The organism is Pandoraea terrae (assembly GCF_902459695.1).
Lineage (GTDB): Bacteria > Pseudomonadota > Gammaproteobacteria > Burkholderiales > Burkholderiaceae > Pandoraea > Pandoraea terrae.
Genome location: NZ_CABPRZ010000035.1, coordinates 22,631 through 43,657, shown reverse-complemented (window position 1 = coordinate 43,657; position 21,027 = coordinate 22,631). Strand labels below are relative to the sequence as shown.

Sequence of the window (21,027 nt, the reverse complement as noted above, 5' to 3'; positions counted from 1 at the left end):
ACGATGAACAACAACGACCGCAACGGCCTCGGCGCCATCGTGTTTCACCTGCTGTTCCTGACGTTCATCCTGGCGCCGCTGGTAGTGGTCTGCCTGGTCGCATTCACACCCGACAACTTCCTGTCGATTCCGACGAAAACGTGGTCGCTGCGCTGGTTCACATCACTGTGGGGCGACGAGGACTTCAAGGCGGCGTTGCGCACCAGCCTGTTGCTCGGCGTGCTGTCCGCGACGCTGTCGACGGCGTTGTCGGTGCCGACCGCGATGGGCCTCGTGCGCTACCGCTTCCCGGGCCGCGACGCGATCAATGCATTCCTGCTCTCGCCGCTGATGATCCCGCCGGTGGTGCTCGGCATCGCGTTCCTGCGCCTGTTCACCCTGATGGACCTGGGCGGCTCGTTCGAGAGCCTGGTCGTGTGCCATGCGCTGCTGATCTTGCCGTATGCGCTGCGTCTGGTGATGGCCGCGCTAACCGGGCAGGCCGACGACGCGGAACGGGCCGCCCGTTCGCTTGGCGCAGACAAATGGACGACCTTCCGCCGCGTGACCTTGCCGATGATCCTGCCCGGCGTCGCGGGCGGCTGGGTGTTGGCGTTCATCAACAGCTTCGACGAACTCACGGCGACGATCTTTGTGACGTCGCCGACGACGATCACGTTGCCGGTGCGCATCTACATGAACATGAGCGAGACCGTCGACCCGAGCGTGGCCGCGATCTCGACGCTGATCATCGCCCTGACGCTGGCGGTGATGCTGATCCTCGATCGCGTCTACGGACTGAACAAAGTGCTGGTAGGAAACCATTAAATGCAGAAAACCTACGATATCGCTGTCATTGGCGGCGGACTCGTCGGCATGGCGATCGCCTACGGTCTCGCCAAGCGCGGCCAGAAGGTGATCGTGTGCGACGGCGAGGACAATGCGCTGCGCGCCGCGCGCGGCAACTTCGGATTGGTGTGGGTGCAAGGCAAGGGCGCGTCGTGCACGAACTACGCACGCTGGTCGCTGCACTCGGCCAACGCGTGGCAAGCCTTTGCCGATGATCTGATGAAGCGCACCGGGGTGTCCGTCGGCTTCCAGCGTCCCGGCGGCTTCAACATCGCCGAGACGGCCGAACAGCTTGCGGTCAAGCAAGCGAGCATGCGCGACCTGTTCGCGGCGGAGCCGGCGTTGAAATACGAAGTCCTCGATCATCACGAACTGAAACGGCGCCTGCCCGCGATCGGCCCGGACGTGGCCGGCGCGATCTATTCGCCTAACGACGGTCACGTCAGCCCGCTCTATACGCTGCGCGCGCTGTTCGCGGCTTTCGAGCAGGCGGGCGGCGAGTATGCGCCGAACGAAAACGTCACTGACATCGCCCCGGCCGGCGGCGCGTTCCGCGTGCGTCTGGGCGAGCGCACGTTCGACGCGGGGCGGGTCGTGCTGGCCGCCGGTCTCGGCAACCGCACGCTCGCGCCGATGGTTGGCCTGTCGGCGCCGGTCAAGCCGCTGCGCGGCCAGATCATCGTGACGGAGCGCGTGAAGCCATTCCTCTCCCATCCGACGATTTACGTGCGCCAGACGGTGGAAGGCTCCGTGATGATGGGCGATTCGGCCGAGGATGTCGGCTTCGACGACGGCGTGACGCCGGACGTGCTGGCCGATATTGCACGCCGCGCCATCGCACCGTTCCCGATTCTCAAAGACGCGCGCATCGTGCGCGCGTGGGGTGCGCTGCGTGTGATGACGCCCGACGGCTTGCCGATCTACGAGGAATCGACGGCCCACCCGGGCGCGTTCCTCGCCACCTGCCACAGCGGCGTGACGCTCGCCGCGGCGCATAGCGAAACCATTGCGCCGTGGATTCTCGGCGCGCAACGCCCCGCCATCCTGGATCAGTTTTATGCCAAACGATTCGTTGTTTAAGCCGCTCGCGCGCGCCGATGGCGCGACCGTGGAAATCTATGTCGACGATGCCCCGCATCGCGTTGCGAGCGGTTTGAATGTCGCCGCCGCGTTGCTGCAACTGGGCGTTACCGCCTGCCGTACGACGCCGGTGTCGGGCAGCGATCGCGCGCCGTTCTGCATGATGGGCGTGTGCTTCGACTGCCTCGTCGAGATCGATGGCGTGCCCAACCGTCAGGGCTGCATGACGCCGGTGCGCGAGGGCATGCGCGTGCGCCGCATGGATGGCGCAAGGAGCCTCGCATGACCGTGAAGAATGTGGATCTGTTGATTGTGGGCGCGGGGCCCGCCGGTATTGCGGCGGCGCTTGAAGCGCGCGCCCATCGTGTCGACACGATGGTACTCGACGAGAACCCGTATCCGGGCGGTCAGATCTACCGCAACGTCAGCCATTCGCCGTTGGCCGACCCTGCCGTCCTCGGCGCAGACTATCTGCGCGGCCGGGCTTTGGTCGAAGACTTCGAACGCAGCGGCATCGCTTACTGGCCGCAGACACTTGCCTGGCAGATCGGCGCCGACAAGCGCGTGTCGGTCACGCGCCAGGGCGCGGGCGGCGGCACCCTGCAAATCGCGGCGAAGGCGATCGTGATTGCGGGCGGCGCGCAAGAGCGACCGTTCCCGGTGCCGGGCTGGACGCTGCCCGGCGTGATGGGCGTGGGTGCGGCGCAGACGCTGCTCAAGTCTGCCGGGCTCGCGCCGCAGGTGCCCGCCGTGCTGGCCGGTTGCGGTCCGTTGCTCTACCTTTTTGCCTGGCAGTTGATCAACGCGGGCATTCCGGTACGGGCGATTCTCGACACGACCGAATCGGCCGGTTTGCGCCGCGCGTTCGGGCACGTTGGCGGCGCCTTGCGCGCGCCCGGCTATCTGTCGAAGGGTTTGTCGCTGTTGCGCGCCATTCGCCGCGCCGGGGTCACCCATGTCAAGCACGTCGAGGCGTTGCGTGTGCTGGGCGACAAGCGGGCCGAAGCGCTCGAGTACACCGTCGGCGGCCACAAGCGCCGCATCGAAGCATCGCTCGTGCTGCTGCATCAAGGGGTGATCCCGAATACGCAGATCACGCGTTCGATCGGGTGCGACCACGCGTGGGACGAGGCACAGCTTTGCTGGCGGCCCCGTCTCGACGCATGGGGCGAAACGAATCTTGCGGACATTTTCGTGGCGGGCGACGGCGGCGGCATCGCCGGCGCGCTCGCGGCGGAACCATCGGGGCGTCTGGCGGCAGTGCAAGTTGCCCATCGTCTCGGTTCGCTCGACACGTCCAAACGCGATTCGCGCGCGTTGTCGCTGCGCCGCGCGTTAGACAGGCACGGCGCAATCCGTCCGTTTCTCGACGCACTGTATCGCCCGGCCGAGGCATTTCGCCGCCCGGCTGACGACAGCACCATCGTGTGCCGTTGCGAAGAGGTGACCGCCGGCGACGTGCGCGAGATGGCCAGGCTCGGCTGTGTCGGTCCCAATCAGACCAAGTCGTTTTCGCGTTGCGGCATGGGGCCTTGCCAGGGCCGCTTTTGCGGCATCACGGTGGCCGAGCTGCTGGCCGAGGCACAGGGTTGCCCCGTGCCGGACGTCGGCTACTATCGCATTCGTGCGCCGATCAAGCCGGTCACGCTCGGCGAACTCGCCGCCGCGGTGACCGCGCCCGAGATCGTGGGCGAGCGCGCGGGTTTTCCGAAATAGGTTTTCCCCTGCTTGCCGCCGACCGCGTTTTGACCGGCGCGGTGCAGCGGCGATTTTTTTGAATTCCTCGAAGGAGATCGCATGAGCGATATCAAGCGCATTCACACCAACACCCGCATGAGCCGCGTGGTGATTCACAACGGCACCGTCTACATTGGCGGCCAGACCGCCGATGACCGTACGCAGGACGTCGCGGGCCAGACCCGTCAGGTGCTCGCCAAGATCGACGGCTTCCTCGCCGACGCCGGCATCGACAAGTCGCGCTTGCTGACGGCGCAAGTGTGGCTCAAGGACATTGCGGCCGATTTTGCCGGCATGAACGGTGTGTGGGATGCCTGGACGGCCGAAGGCTGCGCCCCGACGCGCGCAACCGTCGAGTCGAAGCTGGCGCTGCCGGAGCTGCTCGTCGAAATCTCCGTGACCGCCGCGCTCATCGACTGAACGCTGGCCTGGCGGCAGCGCGGGGTACGATGCCCGGTGTTGTCGCCCATGGTGGCGATCCGCCGTCGAAACACTGCATCGCCCGGCGTGAAATGTCCGGCGAGGCGCAAGCCGCTATACTCCTTGGATTGAGGGGTTCATCCAGCGAACTTCGACACGCGAACAAGGAGCCGCCATGCAAGCACGTTCCGACACCCCGGCGCAGGCCACACGGGGCGATCAGCGCATCGCCATTCTCGGCGCGGGTTTGATGGGCGTGGGCATTGCCGCCCGTTTCGCACGCGCCGGCTACGGGGTGACCGTATTCGATGTCGATGGACAGCGCTTGCAGGACTTGCCGGCGCATGTGCGCGCCATCTTCGCGGAACTGATCGACGCCGGACTCGTACAGCCGGGGCAGGAAGCCGGCACCCTGGCGCGTATCGCCACCACGACGGTCATGGCCGATCTCGCGGGCGCGACATTCGCCATCGAGGCGATCCCCGAGCGGCTTTCGCTCAAACACGAAACGTATGCAGCGCTCGAGGATATCGTTGCCGCCGACGCGATTATCGCCAGCAATACGAGCGGCTTCTTGCCGGACGTCCTCGCGCAAAACTTGCGCCATCCGGCGCGCTTTCTGATCACGCATTTCTGGAACCCGCCGCACGCAATTCCGCTCGTCGAAATCGTGCCCGGCACGGCCACGTCGCCGGACGCGGTGGCCGCCAGCGACCGCCTGCTCGCCGCCGTCGGCGCGCGTCCGGTGGTGCTCGAAAAGGCGATTCCTGGATTCGTCGGCAACCGCCTGCAATTTGCCGTGCTGCGCGAGGCGCTGAACATCGTGCGCCTGGGCGCCGCGTCGCCGGAGGTGGTGGATACGGTGATGAAAGCGTCGCTCGGCCGCCGCTGGAACATGATCGGACCGCTCGAGGCAGCCGACATGGGCGGACTCGACACATTTCTCGACGTTGCCACGCATCTGATGCCGACGCTCGCGACGGACCAGGACGTGCTCGACCTCCTGCGCGAGCATGTCACACGCGGCGAGACCGGCGTGCGCAGCGGGCAGGGCTTCTATACCTGGACGGAACAGCGGCAGGCGGAAATCCGCGCGCGCCGCGCGCAGCAGTTGTCGCTGCGCGGCAAGGACGACGCGTGAGGTCAAAAGGGCCGGTCGTCGCCCGAACGTAATGTGAACTTCCTTGCGTGGAGTGGGTCCGTTGCCATGATGGGACGGTGGCCTGACAGGCCACAGCCGAGTACCATGTCCGGAATATCGCATTCGCGATTCCGTCATCGATGCCCTGTCCATTGGCAAACGAGGTGACCATGGCCGCACGAATCGAAGACTACGCCATGATTGGCGACTGCCGCAGTGCCGCGCTCGTTTCACGCGACGGTTCGATCGACTGGCTCTGCTGGCCCTATTTCGACTCTCCCGCGTGTTTCGCCGCGCTGCTCGGCGGCCGCGAGCATGGCCGGTGGCGGCTGGCGCCGGAGGACCCTCATGCGACCCTTTCGCGTCGTTATCACGACGACACGCTGATCCTTGAAACGCGCTTCGAGACCATCGAGGGGTGTGTTGCCGTCGTCGACTTCATGCCGTTGCGCGATGGCACCGCCGATCTGGTTCGCCTGGTCCGCGGCATTCACGGCAAGGTGACGATGTCGATGGAGTTGATCCTGCGCTTCGACTATGGCGCGTCAGTACCGTGGGCGCGGCCGCTGGACGCGGGCGATCCGAGTGGTCCGGGGATGCGGCTGGTCGCGGGGCCCGACAAGGTCGTCATTCGTACGCCGGTACCGATCGAGGACATCCCGGGCAGCCTGCGTGCAACATTCGACGTGTGTGCCGGCGAGACCGTACCGTTCGTCCTCGCGAGGGTTCCGTCGCACCACGCCGATCCGCGCGCCATCGATCCGTTGACCGCGCTGGCCGATACCGAGCGTTACTGGCGTGCCTGGGCGGGCCGTTGCGAGCTGGACGGCCATTGGGCCGACGCGATCCGGCGTTCGCTGATCACGCTCAAGGCGCTGACATTCGTGCCGACGGGCGGTGTCGTCGCGGCGCCGACCACGTCGTTGCCGGAGCAGATCGGCGGCGTCCGGAACTGGGACTACCGTTACTGCTGGTTGCGCGATGCCACGCTCACCTTGCAGGCGCTCATGCTGGGCGGCTACTACAACGAGGCGTGCGACTGGGAGCAGTGGCTGGTGCGGGCGGTGGCCGGCGCGCCGTCGCAGGTGCAGATCATGTACGGGCTAGCCGGCGAGCGGCGTTTGCCGGAGTGGGAAGTGGATTGGTTGCCGGGTTATGAGAACTCGCGCCCCGTGCGCGTGGGCAACAATGCCGTCGGCCAGTTGCAACTTGACGTCTACGGTGAAGTCATGGACGCGCTGCACCAGGCGCGCCTGGGCGGCATGCCGGCGGACGACGCGACGTGGGAGGTGCAGGGCAAACTCGTGGCGCACCTCGAGACCGTCTGGCGGCAGCCAGACGAGGGCATATGGGAAGTGCGCGGCGGCCGCCAGCACTTTACGTACTCCAAAGTCATGGCGTGGGTGGCGTTTGACCGGGCCATCAAATCGGCCGAGAAATTCGGACTTCCCGGACCGGTTGACCATTGGCGGGCGCTGTGCGCCGAGATCCACGAGGACGTATGCCGTCACGGCTTCAATCCCGAGCGCAATGCCTTCATGCAGGCTTACGATTCGTCCGAGCTCGACGCCAGCGTGCTGATGATTCCGATGGTCGGATTCCTGCCACCGGAGGACCCGCGAGTGCGCGGCACGATTGAGGCGATCGAGCGTGAACTGATGGTTGACGGACTCGTTCAGCGATACCGGACGAGCCGCGTCGACGATGGCCTGCCGGCGGGCGAGGGGGCATTTCTGGCGTGCAGTTTCTGGATGGTCGACTGCCTGATCATGATCGGGCGGCAGGACGACGCGCGGCGCCTGTTCGAGCGCCTGCTGAGTTTGCGCAACGACCTCGGATTGCTGGCAGAGGAATACGACACGGTGCATGCCCGGCAGGTCGGCAACTTTCCGCAGGCGTTCTCGCACATTGCGCTCGTTCACGCGGCGATCCGTCTCGATGCGCTGCGTGAGGACACGCGTGCCGAAGACGATGAGGACATTTACGAGCACGTCCGATATCGGCAGGCGCGGCCGGCCGTGGGCTAGGGCATGTTCGCGCTAATATCGGGTCGCTGCAAAGTCGGATTTCGCCCATATCGCCGGTTGTCGGCGGGCGCTACCATCGTTCTCAAACGTTCGGAGGGCAAACGAGAGGGGGCGCAGTGGATGAGACAAGCGAATGGGCGTGGGTGTATGGAGGTGGCGGCGCGCCAGGGCCAACGGCGTTACAGGAAATAAGCCCGGGGTTGCTAATGAAGTTCGAGTGCCACCAGCCCGGCGGCAATCACAAGACCCGCGCGGCGCGCCATATCGTGCGATCGGCGTTGGCGTGCGGCGCGCTGGTGCCCGGGCGCAGCACGATCGTCGCACGTGCGGGCGTGTCCTTCGGCGCTGGGTTGCTGGCGGCGTGCAGGGGGCTGAACATCCCTGTGGCGCTGGCGCCTTCGCGCGGATTGGGACCGCAACGCCGGGACGCACTGCAACGGGCGGGCGCGCGCTGGCTGGACGGCCCGGATCGCGCGTCAGGTGCGAATCCCCGGGCGGGCGCCGATGTGGCCCCGGATGCCATTGTCGCGTGGCACTTGCGTCACGCACAGGAGACCGGGCACAGCTATTTTCGCGCGGATCCGTTTATCGATGCGATGGCGCTTCGCGCGCATGAATTGGAAACCGGGCCGGAAATCGCAACGCAACTGGCCGCGCGATGGCCGCATGTCAGGCGGCTTTCATTCGTGGCATGCGCGGGCACGGGGGCCAGCCTGACCGGCATCGCCCGGGTCTTGCGCCGCGAGGGATTCGAGGTCGACGTTACGCTGGTGGAGCCCGCAGGTGCCTGCACGCAACGCGGCCTGTTTCCCGTCCACCGGCTTTCCGGCATGGCCATGGTGCATCCTGTGCATCTGGACTGGACGCAAGTCGATGCGGTCGCCAGCGTCGACTATGAAGAAACCTGCCACGCCGCTCGGCAATTGATCCGCCGCACGGGGCACCGCATCGGCGTTACCACTTCAGCCTGCGTCGCTGTCGCCTTTCGGCGCCTCGCATCGCACGGGCACAAGGCCCGCGGACCGCGTGGCCACAAGACGCTCGTGGTTTGTTATGACACCGGAGGGTGGCCGGCAACGGATCAGCCGCACCGCGGCGTCTGCCCCTGAGCGCTGGTCGAAATCGCCGTCGCGACCACTGCTGCAAGGCGGTCCACCAGCCGCCGGTGCGCGGCGACCAACGCGTCGATGCCGCCCGGCGCCGCTTCCGCGCCGGTAAACCGGCACGTCAGCAACACGTCGCCCGGCACGCGGCGCACCGTCCACACCGCGGCCAATCCTGCTTGTTCCCCGGGGGCGGAATCGAAGCGTTGCACCGAAGTTGAGACGCGGTAGACCGGCAACGCGTCGGCGCGCGGCAAGCCCCAGACGTCGATCGCCCCGAGCCGCTGGGTCAACGCCCCCGACAACGCACTCGTCAGTTCATTCTTCAATGGCGCGGCCCAGCGGGTCTCTTCGAGAATGTTGACCTGTCCCGGGGCGTGTCCGGTCACAAATTGCGGACGATCCACCTGTTCCGGCACGGCAACGGGGCCCACTTCCACCGCATACGGCGCAGCCGGCATCACCGGTCCGGCCACGCCCGTCGTGCCGTCCGCCGGCCCCGGCGAGGTTCGCGCCGCGCCCGACAAGGTGTAGAAATGGGTCGGCGGCGAACTGCCGCAAGCGGCCAGCATTATCGTCAGGGCCGCGGCAGCCGCTGCGCGCACCAGGGTGGACGGCATGCGACCGGCGTGGGACCGGCGTGAAGTCACGAACGGCGTCATTGTTGATCCTTGGTTTTGCCGCGCAGGAGCGCCTCGGGATGCTGCTGCAGGTATTCGGCGAGCACGTTGAGCGAGCGCAGCGTGCGTGTGAGTTCCTGCATCGCCTGGCGCACATCCTGCTGCACCGGTGCGTCCTCGGCGAGCGTGCGCTCGGCCGCGCCAAAGCTCTTGCGCGCCTCGCCCAAGGTGGCACGGGCTTCGGGCGCGATCTCGCTGTCGAGCTGCTTGAACAGGCCCTGCGCGCTGGCGAGCGTGGCGTCGAGTTTCCTGAGCGATGCATCGAGATTCTGGCCGATGCTGTCGAACGGCACCTTGTCGAGCTTGGTGGCGATGTCGGCAATCTGCAATTGCAACTGATCGAGCGTGTTCGGCACGGTCGGCAGGATGAGCGTTTCGTCGCCCTGGATCTGCGCCTTGGCCGGTGGGGCCTTCGGGAAGAAATCGAGCGCCACGTACAGCTGGCCCGTCAGCAGATTGCCGGTGCGCAGCTGTGCCCGAAGGCCCCGCGAGACCAGGACGTCGAGGAGTTGGCGATTTTCGCGGTCCTCCGTCGGCAGGGGATGCTTGGCGTCGCGCTTGCGCAGGCGGTCCGGATAAATCTGTATGGTGACGGGCATGTTGATCCGCTGGGCGGCGCGGTCGAATTCGACGCCGATCGCCTTGACCTCGCCCATCGTGATGCCGCGGAAGTCGACCGGGGCGCCGACCGTCAGCCCGCGCAGCGACTGCTGGAAGTTCAGGATGACGTCGACGGCGCGCGTATCCGGCTGTTTCATGGCCGCATCCTCGTCGGCGGCGAGCGTAAACACGGCATTCGCCTTGGCGACGACACCGCCGCCCCTGTCTTCCGGCGCTTGAAACGCGATACCGCCGATCACGACCGACGCGAGCGATTGGGTATTGACCTGGAAGCCGCTCGCGTCGAGGCGCAAATTGATGCCGCTCGCATGCCAGAAGCGGGTGTTCGAACCGACGTACTGATCGTACGGCGACTGCACGAAGACGCGCAGCGTCACGCCCTGACCGTCGGGGTCGAGCGTGTAAGCCTCGACCTGACCGACCTGAATATGACGGAAGTAGACGGGCGAGCCGATGTCGAGCGAACCGAGGTCGCGCGCGTGCAGCACGTAGGGCTTGCCCGGCTGGCCGCTGCTCACGACCGGAGGCACTTCAAGACCGACGAAGCTGGATTGGCTTTCCTTGGACTTGCCGGCATCCGCGCCGATAAACGCGCCCGAGAGCAGCGTCGTCAGGCCGGACACATTGCCGCCGGCGATCCGCGGGCGTACCACCCACCAGCGCGTGTCCTTCGCGGCGAAGCGCTTCGCGTTCTCCGTCAGGTCGATCGTGACACGCACATGCGTCAGGTCATCCGACAAGTCGATGTGCTTGACGATGCCGATGTCGACGTCCTTGTATTTGACCTTGGTCTTGCCGGCTTCGAGCCCTTCGGCCGTCTTGAAATTGACGGTCACGGTGGGCCCGCGTTCGAGTACGGCCTTCGCCACGAGCGTCAGGCCGATCGCGGCGGCGACCAGCGGAATCAGCCACACGAGCGACGGCGCCCAGCGCTTGCGCTTCTGGATGGCGGGCATCGGCAGTTCGCCCACGCCGGCAGGTGCGTTCGGGGTCGGCGGGATCTCGGCGTCTTTCGGGGTTTTGGGATCAGTCATCGTCTTGGTAGTACGCGTCGTCCTGGATTTGGTCCCAGATGAGACGGGGATCGAATTGCAGCGAGGCGATCATGGTCAACACGACCACCGAGCCGAAAGCCACGATGCCGGGCCCGGCCTGGATCACTGCCAATGATTGGATGTTGACAAGCGCCACCATCAGCGCCACGACGAACACGTCGAGCATCGACCACCGGCCGATAAACTCGATCAGGTGATAAAGCTTCGTGCGCTGGCGCGGCTTCCACGGCGAGCCGCGCTGCGCGGTGAAGCACAGCAGCGCCAGCGCGATCAGTTTGAGCATCGGCACGAGGATACTGGCGGTGAACACGACGGCGGCCAACTCCCACTCGCCGCTCGTCCAGAAATAGATCACGCCGCTCATGATCGTATCGGACTGCGATACGAGCAGCGAGCGCGTGTGCATCATCGGCAACAGATTTGCCGGAATGTACAGGATCGCCGCGGCAATGAGCAAGGCCCACGTGCGGGCGAGGCTGTCGACTTTGCGCTGGTGCAGGGGCGCGTTGCAGCGCGGGCAGCGCGTGCTCTCGTCGGTTGGCACGCGACGACTGAGCAACCCGCAGGACATGCAGGCGACAAGCCCGGCGTCTTTTGCGGTGAGATATTTCATTGTGCGCGCGCCTCCGGGCTCACGCGCTCGATCATCAGCCACAGGTTGCGCACGTCGAACGAGAGCACGGCGGCCACCAGCAAGGTCAGCGCGCCAAAGGCCCACAGGGCGATGCCCGGGATCACGCTGGCCATCGCGGACAGTTTCACGAGGGATACGAGCACGCCGAGCATGAACACCTCGATCATGCTCCACGCGCGGGAAAACTCGATGGCGCGCATGATGGGGAACACGCCAGCCGGCAGCCGCCCGCGCGCCAGCGGCCACACCAGGTGCACAAGCGCGAGCAGGTGTCCCAGCGGGAACAGGACGGTCGTGGCGAACACCAGCAGCGCGACAAGCCACATGCCCTCGTGCAGCAACGCGTAGGCCGCGCCGACCAGCGTCGTTTGCGTGACGATCCCTTGCACATCCAGTTCGACGATCGGAAACGCGTTGGCGATGGCGAACACGATCAGGCAGCCGAGTGTCAGGGCAAGGACGCGCGACAGGCGCAAATCGGGGGCGCGGTACATCACCGAATGGCAGCGCACGCACCGCGCCACTTCATGGGGCGGAAGATGCGCGCGGCGATGCAGGGTGTCGCAATGCGGACACGCGATCAGATCGGTCACGTCGTCGTCGGGGGGCAGGGTATCGTTCACCTGGGTCGAATCCGTCCGTGAAAAGGGTGTTTGCAGCGGCGATCGACCTGCCGCAGGCACCGGAAGCTCCATTGTACCGGGCCGCTACGACATTTCGGCATGGTTTGTGCTAAGTCACGGATTTCCCTCATAAAAGTGATCTATACTCGGAAAACTCCCGAAGATTCTCGAAGATTTGAGGAGAATTCCCCCATGGTCAAGATGTCCAGGCGCCAGTTCATGAAAGTGAGCGGCGCGACGTTGGCGGGGTCCAGTCTGGCGTGACCTTGCACGCGACCTGAATATTGGCGAAGACGCGGCGCGCGCGACCTTGCGCAAGCTTGCGCGGATCGGGCTCTCGTGGCGCAGTTAGCGTCGCAGGGCCTTGGCGGCGTGGTGTTTCCGAAGGCTGAGAACGCAGCGGATCTGGTTCCCATGGCCGAGGCCGTGGGGCGCGGCGGCATCTTGATCCCGCTGATCGAGTCGGGCAAGGGGTTGGATACTGTTGACGCGATCGCCGGCGCTCCCCAAGTGCTCCGTCTGGCCTTCGGGCATCTCGATTTTCAGGTCGATTTGGGTCTGTCCTGCGATCCTGACGAACTGGAACTAGCTTCCGTCCGCTTGATGCTGGTGATGGCGAGCCGCAGGGCAGATTTGCCGATGCCAATTGATGGCGTCACCGCGGACTGGAAAGACGTCGCGCGTTTGGAGAAGGACGCCCATCGTGCCCGACGTGGGGGGTTCGGCGGCAAGCTCTGCATCCATCCCTCGCAGGTTGCCATCGTTCAGAAAGCTATGGGACCGACGCCGGATGAAGTGGCTTGGGCGAAGCGGGTAGTAGAGGCAGCAGAGGCCGCCGCTGGCGGGGTCGTTAGCCTGGACGGTCGGATGGTTGACATGCCCGTGGTACTGCATGCCCAGCGTCTGCTTGCGCTCGATGCTCAGGGGCAAAGGAGAGGCTGAATGGAGAAATCGTACTGTTCGTGCGAAATCTGGCGGCTCCTCGCGATATTTTCTTTCGAAACAATGGTTTGACATCTACCGGGGCGCCACGCTGCTAGGAGGCGCGGGTCGTGGAGGTCGATGCCTGCGTCAAGTGCCCGGCTGAGCTTCCCCCAAAATTTCGCCCTCCACGAGGTCGTGTATAAACTCGAGGCGGGCGTTCGCACGCTGACTCCGAGCTAGATTGTCCATGGCACAACTCGCGCTGGCGCGGTCGCGGGATTAGCACCATTTGGGAAGTAGAGTAGGATATTATAAAAAATTAATACTTTGTTGCTTGCGATCAGTGCGTAACAAAGTGCTCAATATCTTAAAAATCATACTTTATTGCCTTGTTTGGCGTTGTGCAATATAGTAGGATAAATGCGTGAAATCCTACTTTGTTACCTATGAAGAGCGTAGCCGAAATCGCGTTGGCACTTCGTGCGCGTGCCAAGAACTTAGAAGTGACGCAGGAGGCCCTTGGCCAATCGGCGGGGGTCTCGCGTCGCACGCTCACGCACGTCCTGGGCGGAGAGAACGACTTCAAGCTCAGCACCCTGATGGCGGTCGCCGACCGCTTGGGGCTGGAAGTCGCCTTGGTGCCAAAGGGGGCTGCGCAGGGCTTGCCTGGTGCGGAAGTGCTATCGACGTCGACGCCGTCTGCTATCAAGACGCGGGTTGGCCAAGCGCGGCACCGCTTCGCGACGGTTCGACGTACGCCAACCTCGAAGTAGTGGGGGCGGTGTCGTGCGTTGCTCACAACGCGGGCTTGCGAGCAGGAAGTAGAAAGGCCTTTTGGAACAAGCAAGAGAACGCTAGATGAACGTAAAAGCACTGGGCATTTTCCTAGGTACGCTGCGCGTGGGCGTTTTGTTTCAGTACCAGATGCCGGGGGCGCCTGTCGTCAACCGTTTTGTCGCGGACGATGCCTTCGCCAGTCTCCGGAATGCGCCGGTGTTGTCACTGTCCATGGTGGCTGACGAACCGGAAGATCAGCGTGCACTTTGGGCGGACTATCGGGCCGAGCTATTCAATGGAGGGTTCTCTCAGCACAATGGCTGGTTGCTGCCTGCGTTCTTTCAGAATTTGTTACCCGAAGGGGTGTTTCGGGACCACGTGGGGGCGCTGCGCGGTTGTGACCCGAAGGACCATTTCGAGATGCTGGCGGCGTGCGGTCGGGATTTGCCGGGCAATGTCCATGCGCGCCCGCTTGAACTCAGTCGAGATGAACTTGCTCACTACGTAACTCAAGATGCCGACTCGCTTGAGATGTCGGTGACGGCCGACCCGATGGACGACGGCGTATCGCTCTCCGGAGTTCAACCGAAGGTAGCGGTCATCAAGGACGGGGACCGCTATGTTGGACGAACGAAGCTGCAAGACACGCACATCATTGCGAAGCTGCCTGTCGTTGGGCAGCCTCGTCTTCCCGAGCTCGAGGATTTGTCGTTGCGATTGGCTAAGGCCGCCGGTGTGAATGCGACCGAAGCCTATTTGGAGCCGCTCGAAAAACTTGCTGTCCAGCACGGCTATGACCTGGGCGATGTTGACCGGAAGACCAACTTTCTGGCCGTTGTGCGTTACGACCGCACGACGAATGGCCGAGTGCACTGCGAAGACTTTGCCCAGATTCTGGGCATTATGCCCGAGCAGAAGTACGTGGGCGCCACCTACTACGACATGGCAACGGTCATGATGGCCTTCCCGTCGCTGGGTGAGCCGGCCGTTCATGAACTGCTCCGCCGACTCGTCGTCAATTCGATGCTCGGCAATGCGGACTGTCACGTGAAGAACGTGGGACTCTATTATCCTGACGGCGTGACGCCTGAGTTGCCGCCGGCGTACGACATCGTCGCGTACTCGGCGTATCAGAAGCGTGTTGGCCACGCGCTGCACATTTTGCCGCCGGACGACGAGGCTCACGCCAAAAAGCCACGCATGTCGGTCGCAGATGCGAAACAATCCAAGGCGACCAAACCGGACTTGACGCCCGGCGTGGTCCGCGCTTTCTGCGCGGGACTGGATATTCCCGAGAAGCCGGCGATGACGGTCATCAAGCAGTGTGTGGCGGCTGCCTACGCAACATGGCCTGCGATGATTGAGGAGTCTCTGTTGACGGACGGCCAGAAAGATCGACTGCTGAGCTTTTTCCGGGAGCATCCCTTTATCGTGTCGCTGGATAAGCGCAAGGCACAAGCGCTTGACCCAGGAGGCGGAGCGACAGGCAGTTGAGACTGCTAGCGGGCAAGATTAGTCTTTCCCGACAAATTAGCGTCAGCACCATCGTCCTTGTGGGAAACAAGGCGCAGCAAGCGGAACGTGTCGTCCGGCCGTTGAATCTTCGGATTTTCAGTCCGCACACCCGGGGCCATTGCTGAAAGGTCCGAACCGCGCTTCGGCGCCACTTCACCGGCCTTTTCGGTGACTTGGCGTCGGTTTCTGCCCGCGTTGCCGCAGGTACTGCCACTGCGCACGGATTTGTCCCAGCGAGCGCATGCGCACCAGGTTGTAAGCGGCCATGCTCAACACAAACAGTTGGTCGATCTTCTTCAGGCCGCGCACCATCACCTGGCGCATGCCTGCGACGGTCTTTGACCTTTCCCCACAGAAGTATCCCGCGGCAAAGTTTGCGACAAGGCTGCGGGAGAAGTCTTGTCATAAAGAAGTCACGGTCCATATGAGAACAGATTATCGGCGTTTTGAAAGAGGCCGATGCAGGAATGCAGGTCGCGGATCTGTGCCGCAAGCACGGCTCCCGGCGTCCCTCAGGATCTGAGTGCCTGGGGCGACATCTTTGCCGGCAAAGTCAGGGTGTCAAGGTAGTGAAGGAAAATCGGTCAGATATAGGGGGATTTGACGAAATTTATTAGGCCCGATATGCTAACGTTAGCATTTGTCGGTCGTGCTCGCCGCTCATCGCACGGCACCAAGTTAGTTATCGTCACAGGAGAGGTGCATGTCGAAGCCGTATCAAGTCGCCGTTTTGGTTGGTAGCCTTCGTAAGAAGTCCTTTAACCGGATGCTTGCGAATGCGCTCGCGCAGCTTGCACCCCCTACGCTCGCACTCGAGATTGTCGAAATAGGCGAGCTGCCTTTCTATAACGACGACTTGGAAGCAAATGCGCCTGCCGCTTGGCTGGCTGTAAGACGGTATGTGGCCGAGGCAGATGCTGTTCTATTTGTCACGCCAGAATACAACCGCTCTGTTCCCGCGGTGCTTAAGAACGCTGTCGATGTTCTTTCGCGGCCTTTTGGCGCCAACGCGTTAAGGGGCAAGCCGGCGGCCGTCGTAACTACCTCGCCGGGGGCAATGGGCGGGTTTGGTGCAAGCTACCACCTCCGGCAGTCACTCGTTTGTCTTGGCGTAAACGTTATGGCAGTGCCCGAAGTATATCTAGGCGGCGTCGCCGCGTTGTTCGGCGATCAAGGCCTGCTGACCAATTCCGACACTGCCAAATTCCTGCAGCAATTCACCGCCGCGTTCTTGCAATGGGTCGAGACGTTTTCGAAGCGCTAGTGAAGAATGTATGGACTTGCTTCAATGCATGCGCATCTTTGCGAGGGTCGCCACTGACGGAGGCTTCGCCATTGCTGCGCGCAAGCTCAACCTGACGGCGCCTATTACGTCCCGCGCCGTTTCGTACCTCGAGAATCACCTTGGCACTCGGCTGCTGAACCGGACTACCAGGAGTTTGGCACTGACAGAGGCAGGAGAGCGCTATTTGCGTCGCTGCCAGAACATTCTCGACAGCATCGATGAGGCGGAAGCGGAAGCGAGTGCTGCGGTGGAGCAGCCCTCGGGCTGCCTGCGCGTGCACGCGCTTTCGAGCTTCGGGCATCATCTTGTGGTTCCGGCAATACTGCGGTATCAGCAGCAACACCCCTCGCTTAGAGTAGAGCTCTCGCTTTCGGGAACAGTGCCCAACATGTTGGAGGAGGGATACGATGCGTCTATCGTCGTCGCTCCGGAGCTACCGGATTCGGGCCTGGTCGGTGTCGGGCTTGGCAGGATCGTGGGCGTCGTTTGCGCCTCGCCGCAATATCTGGCGGTTCATGGCGAACCGGAAACCCCAGACGAGTTACGCGCTCACCAGTGCCTCCAGCTGGCAACACCCGTGTTTCCGCTCGACAAATGGATATTCAGTGGGGCAGATGCACCGTTCGCGGTCAATATCGGCTCCGCACGGTTAAGCGTCAATGTCATGGAAGGACTCGAGCCGGCTGTCAGGAGTGGCCTTGGAATAGGCATTCTCCCTGCGGGAGTGGCATTGCCCGGATTAGCTTCCGGTTCGCTCGTCAGAGTCCTGCGAGGGTACGAGGTTCAGCCTGTCAACGTCTATGCGCTGTACCAATCGCGGCGGTTCCTCGATGCCAAGATTCGAGCCTGGATTGCGTTTTTGCGCGAAGATCTACCTACTGCGCTCAATGCCGACAACCACGCGCTAGCGGTGCTTGACGCCGCCTAACGCGGGGCCACGCGAAGCCGCTCCTGCTTCTTTATATTCGAACGCCTGCCTTTGCGGCAAACGACAACGTCGGGAGCTCGGCTCAATCGAGTGACCGTGCCGCCCCGACTTGTCCATTCGCGAATCACGTACGGTCATTGAATAATCGGCCACAGTTAGCGGACGCTTGATTCCGACGAATTTGGGACCGTGCCGCCACAACGCGTTGGTGCTTTGTCGCTGTCGCCTTGCAGTGCCAAGCGCGCTTCGGCAGCCTGCAGGTTGGCAGGGTAGTCGATGTCGCTGCCGGTGGGGAGATATCCTGCCTTTTCGAGTCGCGCGAGGTCGGCCTTGACTCGGGCAGGCGTAAGCGGGGCGTTCGACTGCGCGAACGAAACGATCGGTGCGGCAACAGCAGCGACGATGAGGGCGGATTGAATCAACGATTTCATGACTTACCTCCAATGTTGTTTGGGCTGCTTTCGGTTGGCGGGTTCGCTTCAACCGATGACTGCAGTGTAGGGAGGCGAGACATTAGGGTAAATATCTATGAATTAGAAATCACTATTGCCAGATGAAGCTGTAATCCGCATAAACGCATGCGTCGATGCGATCGTGAAAAAAAACGGCCAGCAACTCGGCTGGCCTAAGGCAGTTTAGCGGCTGCGGACGGGTACGCCGCACCGGTCCACAGCAAATTGGAGTCAGGGAATCACGACATAGTTGCTGAAGCCGCCGTCCCGATCCTTAAGACCGGAAATAGCTTCGTTGACGCGCGAAAGCGGGAAGGTGCGATGTTCGAGATACGACAGATCGAGCGTGCCCGTTTTGACCATGTCCGCCATCTCCTGGCCCTGTTCCGTCGTGAACCAGTTCGAGCCGATCAAGTGGATCTGCTCGTCCATCAGCCACTTCACATCGATCGGCAGATCCTCCGCCACGCCGCCGACGTTGACTACCTTGCCGCCGCGGCGCACGCCTTTCATCGAATCGAGCATCGTTGCCGCCGGCGCTTTAGCGCCTAGCGCGCTAACGACGAAATCCGCGCCTTCGCCGCCGGTCAGGGATTTCGCCCATTCGCCGACCGATTCTTCGCCGAGCCTCATGACCTCGATGCGGTTAGGCGCGAGTGCTTTCACGCGTTCGAGCAGACGTTCATCGCGTCCAGTACCGAGAATGCGTGAGACACCCATCGCAAGGCAAAGCACCGTCGCGGCCACTCCGAGCGTACCCGTGACGCCGTCGATGATTGCGACTTGGCCGGGCCCTGCGCCTGCATGTTTCAACGCACCGTACGAAGTGCCCATATAGCCGAATCTTCCCGCCTGCTCGAATGTGATGTTGTCGGAAAGATTGACGATCGCGTATTCAGGCGCGGTCATGTACTCGCTGAACCCGCCGTATGGATACAGGTCGAAAATGCGCTGCCCGTCGCGGCTGGTGCTGAAGTAACCGTTGAGCGTGTAATAGCGGCACTCGCTGCGTCGGCCGCCCCGGCAAGCCTTGCAGGAGCCGCAAGAGCGCAGCGGGCTTACATATACGCGGTCACCCGGCTTCACACTGATGACTGCCTCGCCGACTTCTTCGACCACGCCAGCGGGATCCAAGCCGAAGATGGCGGGAAACTTCGCCAACGGTTGATGGGGAAACCACGTGGGCCAATTGTTAATGACATTGGCCATGTTGGGCACGATGCCGCAGGCCTTGACCCGTACCAGTACATCCGTCGGCCGCGGCTTCGGGATGGGGATGGTGTCGAGCGTCATTGGTGTACCGAGGGCATGCAGCCGTGCTGCAACCATTGTCCTTTCCATGCCTAACCTCTTTTCACGTGAAATCTTCCGTGTTGCCCGCCTTGCGCCGACGGAAGAACGCAGCTTTAAATTAGTGTCTGCTCAAGGGGCAATGAAGCGCTGCCCCGCCGGGCGAAATCTTGTGGGCCACACGGTGCTTGCCGAAGCGAGGCGTTACGCAACGCCTAGCGTCTCCTGCGTTCCTTAGGCAGACGATTGCGGTTGGCGGTAGCCGTCTTCCAGTTCGATCGCGAGCGCACCCATGATGCGCACACCGGAGTTGTACCAGGCAATGTTCAGTGCCAGTTCAACGAGTTGGCGCTCGCTCAGGAAGGCGGCGGCTCGGCCCCACGTCTGGTCGCTTACATTGACCTTCAAGGTGCACTCCTTGGCCACCGCCATGATTGCACGCTCTTCCTCGTTGAAGAGCGGCGATGTTTCGAAATCGGCAATGGCCTTGAGCTGTTCCGGACTAATGCCCGCTTTCAACCCATGCGACTTATGATGCGCAATCTCATACTCGGATCCCGTAGCGTGTCCGACGGTCAGGATCGCCAGCTCACGAAGCTTGGGGTCGATTGACGAAGCCCTGATTGCGTTCGCATAGGACAGGAACTGATCGAGGATCTCCGGAGCGTGCGCGAGCGCACGGAAGATGTTCGCAGTGGGAACCTTGCGCTCGCGCTCGAGCCTGTCGAAAAGGGCATCGCTGACGCCTGCGACGTCTGAACGCTGGAGGTATTTGATGCGTGCCATTGATTGATGATCCTTACTCTGTCAGTTTTTTTCCGAAAGCTTCTGTACATAGCTCTCGAGTGTTTGGGGTTTGGGCTTGTTCGGTGTTTCGATTAGCTCGGCGCCCTCGAATCTGGAAGCCTCGAAATACCAGCGGCTCGGCGCCGGCAGCCCCCAGCGCACGTTCGTGCTCAGTGAGGCTGCATCCCAGCGGACAGGCTCAATCTCAATATCGATCGTCTGGTAGTGACCGTCGCAGAGTTCCACGCGGTGACCGTCCGGGTCGCGCAGATACACGAACAGCATGCCGCCCGGGCCGTGGCGGCCAGGGCCGCGCTCCACTTCGTGCGCATATCCGTAGATGCCGGCCAGATCGCAGCCGGTGAAGATGTCGTGCGATTCAGGGACGATATAAGCGAAGTGATGCAGGCACGGGCCGTCGTTTTCGATGATCGCGAGGTCCAGACACGTTCCCTTGCGGTACATGAAGGCACCGATGAGTTTCTCGCCGTGCGACAGATACTCGGAGTTACGAAAGCCGAGCCGGCTGTAGAACGCGCAAGACTCATACGCATTCGGAGCGAAGATCTGGTAGTGGTCGATGCGCTGGGCGTGCGCGCCTTTGTACTTGTCGCGCTCCAGATGAAGCCGCGGACGCGTTTCCATTTGCGCGCACAACTCGATCTTCGTGCCAAACGGATCGGAAACATGCAGGGTCCTGCCCTGATGCGCTACGTCTACCCACTCAGCGGGGAGCCCTTCCGCCTTGAAGAACTGATAGGCAAGGTCCAGATCCTCCTCGAGGAAGACTCGGAAGCCGATACGCTTGCAAGTCGACGCTGCGCTCGATTGCACAAGCACCAAGCTATGATGGCAAGCCTCTGATAGTCCGCGCAGGTAGCAAATGTTGTCGGCTTCCTCCGTGACCACGAGGCCGACGATGTCGACGTAGAAAGCGCGGCTCTTCGCCAAGTCGGCGACATTGAGTACGACATGGCTGGCGCGTGTGATATTGAAGGGCGGCCGGTGATTGACGGCAGGCAACATAATGACCTCGCTATGATTGATGGCCAAGGAATGTGTGCAACGCAATGCTAACGTTAGCAATTATATTGCACGCATAGGCTCGTGTAACGTCAGGG

22 protein-coding genes and 1 pseudogene are annotated in these 21,027 nt (G+C 62.9%); 14 read left to right on the top strand and 9 right to left on the bottom strand.

The window, feature by feature from the left end:
* Positions 1-3 precede the first annotated feature (3 nt).
* From PTE30175_RS25805 to PTE30175_RS25770, 8 genes are all read left to right on the top strand, one after another.
* On the top strand, positions 4-807 hold the full coding sequence (locus tag PTE30175_RS25805) for an ABC transporter permease (protein WP_191629224.1): 804 nt from the start codon (positions 4-6) through the stop codon (positions 805-807).
* Complete coding sequence (locus tag PTE30175_RS25800) at positions 808-1,908, top strand: NAD(P)/FAD-dependent oxidoreductase (protein ID WP_150699923.1); 1,101 nt, start codon at positions 808-810, stop codon at positions 1,906-1,908.
* Positions 1,886-2,194, top strand: coding sequence for a (2Fe-2S)-binding protein (locus PTE30175_RS25795; RefSeq protein ID WP_191629223.1), 309 nt, complete (start codon positions 1,886-1,888; stop codon positions 2,192-2,194). The genes PTE30175_RS25800 and PTE30175_RS25795 overlap by 23 nt, the downstream gene beginning before the upstream one ends.
* A complete protein-coding gene (locus PTE30175_RS25790; RefSeq protein WP_150699922.1) occupies positions 2,191-3,624 on the top strand; it encodes an FAD/NAD(P)-dependent oxidoreductase in 1,434 nt (477 codons plus the stop codon). Before PTE30175_RS25795 ends, PTE30175_RS25790 begins: the two co-directional genes overlap by 4 nt.
* 81 nt (positions 3,625-3,705) lie before the next feature.
* Positions 3,706-4,065 carry a RidA family protein gene (locus PTE30175_RS25785; RefSeq protein ID WP_150699921.1) on the top strand — a complete coding sequence of 120 codons (360 nt, stop codon included), beginning with the start codon at positions 3,706-3,708 and terminating at the stop codon, positions 4,063-4,065.
* Between the two features lie 175 nt (positions 4,066-4,240).
* The gene (locus PTE30175_RS25780) at positions 4,241-5,206 is read left to right on the top strand and encodes a 3-hydroxyacyl-CoA dehydrogenase family protein (protein ID WP_150699920.1); all 966 of its coding nucleotides are present in this window, start codon (positions 4,241-4,243) and stop codon (positions 5,204-5,206) included.
* A 170-nt stretch (positions 5,207-5,376) separates the two neighbouring features.
* Entirely contained in the window at positions 5,377-7,233 is a 1,857-nt protein-coding gene (locus PTE30175_RS25775; protein ID WP_150699919.1) for a glycoside hydrolase family 15 protein, read from the top strand.
* A gap of 116 nt (positions 7,234-7,349) precedes the next feature.
* Positions 7,350-8,342: a pyridoxal-phosphate dependent enzyme gene (locus PTE30175_RS25770; RefSeq protein WP_191629222.1), complete on the top strand. Its 993-nt coding sequence runs from the start codon at positions 7,350-7,352 to the stop codon at positions 8,340-8,342.
* Here PTE30175_RS25770 and PTE30175_RS25765 read toward each other — a convergent pair.
* Genes PTE30175_RS25765 through PTE30175_RS25750 form a run of 4 tightly spaced genes read right to left on the bottom strand, consistent with a single transcriptional unit; the run spans position 8,315 to position 11,949 of the window.
* Positions 8,315-8,956 carry a PqiC family protein gene (locus PTE30175_RS25765; RefSeq protein ID WP_191629221.1) on the bottom strand — a complete coding sequence of 214 codons (642 nt, stop codon included), beginning with the start codon at positions 8,954-8,956 and terminating at the stop codon, positions 8,315-8,317. The two genes, PTE30175_RS25770 and PTE30175_RS25765, sit on opposite strands and share 28 nt — an antisense overlap.
* Positions 8,957-8,994: 38 nt before the next feature.
* A complete protein-coding gene (locus PTE30175_RS25760; RefSeq protein WP_150699916.1) occupies positions 8,995-10,671 on the bottom strand; it encodes a PqiB family protein in 1,677 nt (558 codons plus the stop codon).
* Positions 10,664-11,305, bottom strand: coding sequence for a paraquat-inducible protein A (locus PTE30175_RS25755; protein ID WP_150699915.1), 642 nt, complete (start codon positions 11,303-11,305; stop codon positions 10,664-10,666). Before PTE30175_RS25755 ends, PTE30175_RS25760 begins: the two co-directional genes overlap by 8 nt.
* Positions 11,302-11,949, bottom strand: coding sequence for a paraquat-inducible protein A (locus tag PTE30175_RS25750; protein ID WP_224788977.1), 648 nt, complete (start codon positions 11,947-11,949; stop codon positions 11,302-11,304). Before PTE30175_RS25750 ends, PTE30175_RS25755 begins: the two co-directional genes overlap by 4 nt.
* 99 nt (positions 11,950-12,048) lie before the next feature.
* On the opposite strand from PTE30175_RS25750, the gene PTE30175_RS29310 reads away from it, so the two are divergent.
* From PTE30175_RS29310 to PTE30175_RS25730, 4 genes are all read left to right on the top strand, one after another.
* On the top strand, positions 12,049-12,213 hold the full coding sequence (locus PTE30175_RS29310; protein WP_150699914.1) for a twin-arginine translocation signal domain-containing protein: 165 nt from the start codon (positions 12,049-12,051) through the stop codon (positions 12,211-12,213).
* A gap of 75 nt (positions 12,214-12,288) precedes the next feature.
* The gene (locus PTE30175_RS25740) at positions 12,289-12,891 is read left to right on the top strand and encodes an HpcH/HpaI aldolase/citrate lyase family protein (RefSeq protein WP_150699913.1); all 603 of its coding nucleotides are present in this window, start codon (positions 12,289-12,291) and stop codon (positions 12,889-12,891) included.
* A 428-nt stretch (positions 12,892-13,319) separates the two neighbouring features.
* Positions 13,320-13,646, top strand: a complete 327-nt coding sequence (locus tag PTE30175_RS25735) for a helix-turn-helix domain-containing protein (protein WP_150699912.1) — start codon at positions 13,320-13,322, stop codon at positions 13,644-13,646.
* Positions 13,647-13,731: 85 nt separating this feature from the next.
* Positions 13,732-15,144, top strand: coding sequence for a type II toxin-antitoxin system HipA family toxin (locus tag PTE30175_RS25730; protein ID WP_150699911.1), 1,413 nt, complete (start codon positions 13,732-13,734; stop codon positions 15,142-15,144).
* Positions 15,145-15,318: 174 nt separating this feature from the next.
* Here PTE30175_RS25730 and PTE30175_RS25725 read toward each other — a convergent pair.
* Positions 15,319-15,507 (bottom strand): annotated as a pseudogene (locus PTE30175_RS25725) (hypothetical protein); the annotation flags it as partial.
* Between the two features lie 361 nt (positions 15,508-15,868).
* Here PTE30175_RS25725 and PTE30175_RS25720 point away from each other — a divergent pair.
* Positions 15,869-16,429 (top strand): NADPH-dependent FMN reductase, encoded by a 561-nt coding sequence (locus PTE30175_RS25720; RefSeq protein WP_150699910.1) that lies wholly within the window; start codon positions 15,869-15,871, stop codon positions 16,427-16,429.
* Positions 16,430-16,439: 10 nt separating this feature from the next.
* A complete protein-coding gene (locus PTE30175_RS25715) occupies positions 16,440-17,378 on the top strand; it encodes a LysR family transcriptional regulator (protein ID WP_150699909.1) in 939 nt (312 codons plus the stop codon).
* 155 nt (positions 17,379-17,533) lie between these two features.
* Here the strand turns inward: PTE30175_RS25715 and PTE30175_RS25710 are convergent, their stop codons facing one another.
* The 4 genes from PTE30175_RS25710 to PTE30175_RS25695 all read right to left on the bottom strand — a co-directional run bounded on the left by PTE30175_RS25710 (position 17,534) and on the right by PTE30175_RS25695 (position 20,959).
* On the bottom strand, positions 17,534-17,809 hold the full coding sequence (locus PTE30175_RS25710) for a DUF4148 domain-containing protein (RefSeq protein ID WP_150699908.1): 276 nt from the start codon (positions 17,807-17,809) through the stop codon (positions 17,534-17,536).
* Between the two features lie 252 nt (positions 17,810-18,061).
* On the bottom strand, positions 18,062-19,159 hold the full coding sequence (locus PTE30175_RS25705; protein ID WP_224788976.1) for an alcohol dehydrogenase catalytic domain-containing protein: 1,098 nt from the start codon (positions 19,157-19,159) through the stop codon (positions 18,062-18,064).
* A gap of 195 nt (positions 19,160-19,354) precedes the next feature.
* Positions 19,355-19,906, bottom strand: a complete 552-nt coding sequence (locus PTE30175_RS25700) for a carboxymuconolactone decarboxylase family protein (RefSeq protein WP_150699906.1) — start codon at positions 19,904-19,906, stop codon at positions 19,355-19,357.
* Between the two features lie 21 nt (positions 19,907-19,927).
* The gene (locus PTE30175_RS25695; RefSeq protein WP_224788975.1) at positions 19,928-20,959 is read right to left on the bottom strand and encodes a VOC family protein; all 1,032 of its coding nucleotides are present in this window, start codon (positions 20,957-20,959) and stop codon (positions 19,928-19,930) included.
* Positions 20,960-21,027 lie beyond the last annotated feature (68 nt).